Origin of the sequence: Thiocapsa sp. (assembly GCF_035467215.1) — a bacterium.
Classification (GTDB): Bacteria; Pseudomonadota; Gammaproteobacteria; order Chromatiales; family Chromatiaceae; genus Thiocapsa.
Genome location: NZ_DATITZ010000137.1, coordinates 1 through 3,710, shown reverse-complemented (window position 1 = coordinate 3,710; position 3,710 = coordinate 1). Strand labels below are relative to the sequence as shown.

At 63.5% G+C, this 3,710-nt stretch carries 4 protein-coding genes; 3 read left to right on the top strand and 1 reads right to left on the bottom strand.

Annotation, left to right across the window (positions count from 1 at the left end; all coding sequences use genetic code 11):
- The 3 genes from VLR48_RS07865 to VLR48_RS07855 all read left to right on the top strand — a co-directional run.
- The coding region (locus tag VLR48_RS07865) for a DNA polymerase (RefSeq protein WP_325291253.1) at positions 1–720 on the top strand (720 nt) is incomplete at its 5' end.
- Between the two features lie 501 nt (positions 721–1,221).
- Positions 1,222–1,926 (top strand): glycosyltransferase, encoded by a 705-nt coding sequence (locus VLR48_RS07860; RefSeq protein WP_325291252.1) that lies wholly within the window; start codon positions 1,222–1,224, stop codon positions 1,924–1,926.
- A 115-nt stretch (positions 1,927–2,041) separates the two neighbouring features.
- Positions 2,042–2,398, top strand: coding sequence for a PilZ domain-containing protein (locus VLR48_RS07855; RefSeq protein WP_325291251.1), 357 nt, complete (start codon positions 2,042–2,044; stop codon positions 2,396–2,398).
- A 41-nt stretch (positions 2,399–2,439) separates the two neighbouring features.
- Here VLR48_RS07855 and VLR48_RS07850 read toward each other — a convergent pair.
- The coding region (locus VLR48_RS07850; protein WP_325291250.1) for a TRAP transporter large permease subunit at positions 2,440–3,710 on the bottom strand (1,271 nt) is incomplete at its 5' end.

Here is a 3,710-nt window from a genome sequence, read left to right as displayed (position 1 = left end):
CGCCGCGCCTTCGTGGCCGAGCCGGGAAACCGTCTGCTCGCCGCCGACTACTCCCAGATCGAGCTGCGGATCATGGCCCATCTCTCGGGCGACGAACGTCTGCTCGCGGCATTCGCGAGCGGGCTCGACATCCATCGCGCGACCGCCGCCGAGATCCTTGGACTCGCCCCCGAGGCGGTCACCGGGGAGCAGCGCCGCTCGGCCAAGGCGATCAACTTCGGACTCATCTACGGCATGTCCGCCTTCGGGCTCGCCAAGCAGCTCGGCATCGAGCGGGGTGCGGCACAGGAATACGTGGATCGTTATTTTCAGCGCTATCCCGGGGTCAAGGACTTCATGGAGCGCACCCGCGTCCAAGCGCGCGAGGACCGCTATGTCGAGACCCTGTTCGGCCGGCGGCTCTATCTCGCCGAGATCGGGCACAGCAACCAGAGCCGGCGCGCCGCCGCCGAGCGGACCGCCATCAACGCACCCATGCAGGGCACGGCGGCCGACATCATCAAACGTGCCATGATCGCGACGGATCATTGGATCCAGTCCGAGCGGCCGCCGGTGCGGATGATCATGCAGGTGCACGACGAGCTGGTGTTCGAGATCGCCGACGATGCGGTCGAGGCGGCCGCCAAGCGCATTCGCTCGGCGATGGAATCCGCTGCGGAGCTGGCGGTTCCGCTCGTCGTCGATATCGGGGTGGGAGAGAACTGGGACGAGGCCCATTAATCGAAATCGCGCCCGGGGTTATATGTGTCGGTCGGGGATACGCGAAGGCTCGGCTCTGCACTGGACGAGCGGCGATGCGCGATTTAGATTAAATTTTAGTATTTTAAACCGCGCCGGCTCCAGCGATTGTCAAGTCTGCCGGGGCCGGTCCCATCCAAAAACATCACATACCACGCTGGGCGCGGTTTAAACATCCGAGGAACTTACTCAAGTGCACCCGGTCGTATTTGCCGAGCGCATCGGGGTTGCCCATCCCCCCTGAGGGCAGCCCCAAATCCCGGCATCCCCAAGCCGGGGAAGCGATTACCCCGGAGCCCTTACCCCAGGACTTCGGGGGTTCTTTTTCCGGATTTCCGGACCGACATCCCCGCAAGTCCAATTGGGCTCGCTCTCGGCCGCGTTCCGGATTCCAGGTCGGGCGTACCGCGTCATCAGGTTGACATGACTCCGCCTTAAACTCGCTCAACGGCTATTTTGCCGCGCGAGACGGGATGAACGGGAATGCTTCCGGCCGATATCACACTGATCCTTCCGACGCGCGACGAGGCCCACAATATCCGGCAATTCCTGGCGTCCGTTCCCGCGCAGATCCGGCTCATCGTGGTGGATGCGAGCCGGGACGAGACACCGGACCTGATCGAGACACTGCGCCCCGAGCGCACGCTCGTCATGCGCGAGCCCGGATCCGTCACGCAAGCGAGACAGCGGGGCGCCGATCTTGCCCGGACCGAATGGCTGCTGTTCAGCGATGCCGATATCCTCTTTCCGCCGGGTTATTTCGAGATGCTCGCGGGTCTTTCCGAGAGTTCGGTGTATTACGGACCGAAGCTCTCCACAGACCGCTTTCGCGCCTATTACAACCGCATCGCCCGCGCCCAGGCGCTCAGCCATTCCTGCGGAATACCGGCTGCATCGGGCTCCAATCTATTGATCCGGCGGGATGCACTCGCGTGCGTAGGCGGTTTCGACCTGAGATTGACCTGCAACGAGGACTCGGAGGTCGTCTGGCGTCTTCGGCGGGCGGGTTTTCGGGTCTCGTTTCGGAAGGATCTCGCCGTTCACGCAACCGATCATCGGCGCATCCAGAGCAGCCGATGGCGCAAGACGCTGCATTCCATCACGCGCTGCATCCTGCTCTATACGAACCTGATGCCCGTGAAATATCGCACCTACGATTGGGGCTATTGGCAACATCGCGACGGCTGACCAAGACGGCTCCATCCTCGGCAAGATTCATCGTTTCGTCACGCAACATCAACCGATTCGTCAAGTCGAGTCTCTACTATCGCGCGAAGCCAATGATCAGGGGAGAGACCGTCCAATGACCATCGAACGCCGCTATTGCGCCCGACACCCGATCGACCTTCAGGTGTCCATCCGCTACCGCAAACGCCGCTTCATCTGCGCCCGCGCCTGCAACCTGTCCGACCAGGGGATGTTCCTCGAGGTCAGCAACCTTACCCTGCCGACCGGTATTCTGGTCGAGCTCGAGCTTGAGTGTCTCGGCAAGGATTGGCTGATCCCGGCCATCGTCGTCCACCATCGCGGGTCCGGCATCGGCGTCATGTTCCGGGATCCTCAGCCGGTCCTTTACCGCGGACTGACACGAGACATGACCCGACGGCCGCCGCCACCGCAGGCCACCGACGCGACCGGCCGTCAATCGAGCGCACGCTGAGCCGGACCACACCGGCACCGATCAGGCGTCTCGAAGACGGCTCAAGATGCGTAGACCAAACCGGGAAGCCAGGTCGCCAGCGCGGGCCAGATCGCGAGAAGGCCGAGTACAATCAGCTGAATCAGGATAAAGGGCACGACGCCCTTATAGATGTGGACCGTCGTAATCCCGGGCGGAGCCACCCCGCGCAGGTAGAAGAGCGAGAAGCCGAACGGCGGCGTGAGGAAGGATGTCTGGAGGTTGATCGCCATCATCACGCCGAGCCAGACCGGATCCAGCCCCATCGCAAGCAAGACGGGACCTACGATCGGGACCACCACGAAGGTGATCTCGATGAAGTCCAGGATGAATCCGAGCAGGAACATCACCAGCATCACGAGCGCCACGGCGCCCACGACCCCGCCGGGCAAGCCGGTGAGAAACTCGGTGACCAGGTCGTCGCCCCCGAAACCGCGGAAGACCAAGGAGAAGATCGCGGCACCGATGAAGATCAAGAACACCATGCTGGTCACCATGGTGGTCTGAAGCACCACCTCGCGCAGGGTCGAGACCGTCAGCCGACCACGCGCGGCGGCCAGGATCAGCGCACCGACCGCGCCCACCGAAGCTGCCTCCGTCGGTGTCGCAAACCCGCCCAGGATCGACCCCAAGACCGCCACCACGAGAAAGAGCGGCGGGATCAGCACCGAGATCACCCGCCAGGCCAGCGCCGCACCGTCGACCAGGCGATCCTCGCGCGGCATTGCCGGCACCGCCTCGGGTCGAAACACCGCAACACCGACGATGTAGAGGATGTAAAAGCCGACCAGCATCAGCCCGGGCACCAGGGCGCCGACGAAGAGATCGCCGACCGACACGGTCTCCGGCGACCAGACACCCATCTCCAATTGCGCCTGCTGATAGGCCGATGAAAGCACATCCCCGAGCAACACCAGCACGATCGAGGGCGGGATGATCTGACCCAGCGTACCGGACGCACAGATGGTCCCGGCCGCCAAGCTCGGCGAATAACCGCGGCGCATCATGATCGGCAGGGACAAGAGCCCCATGGTCACGACGGTCGCCCCGACGATGCCGGTGCTCGCCGCCAGCAGCATGCCGACGAGTGTTACCGAGATCCCGAGCCCGCCGCGCAGAGGTCCGAACAGCATCGCCATGGTGTCGAGCAGGCTTTCGGCGACCCGCGAGCGCTCCAGCATCACGCCCATGAAAACAAACAGCGGCACCGCGATCAGCGTCTCGTTGGTCATGACACCGTAGAGCCGATTGGGCAACGCCTCGAGAAATGCCGGCTCGAATAGCCCGAAGACCT

What these genes read in the sequence shown, in the direction of transcription:
- VLR48_RS07855 (WP_325291251.1), top strand. Translation starts at nt 2,042, where the DNA reads ATGACCATCGAACGCCGCTATTGCGCCCGACACCCGATCGACCTTCAG.
- VLR48_RS07860 (WP_325291252.1), top strand. Translation starts at nt 1,222, where the DNA reads ATGCTTCCGGCCGATATCACACTGATCCTTCCGACGCGCGACGAGGCC.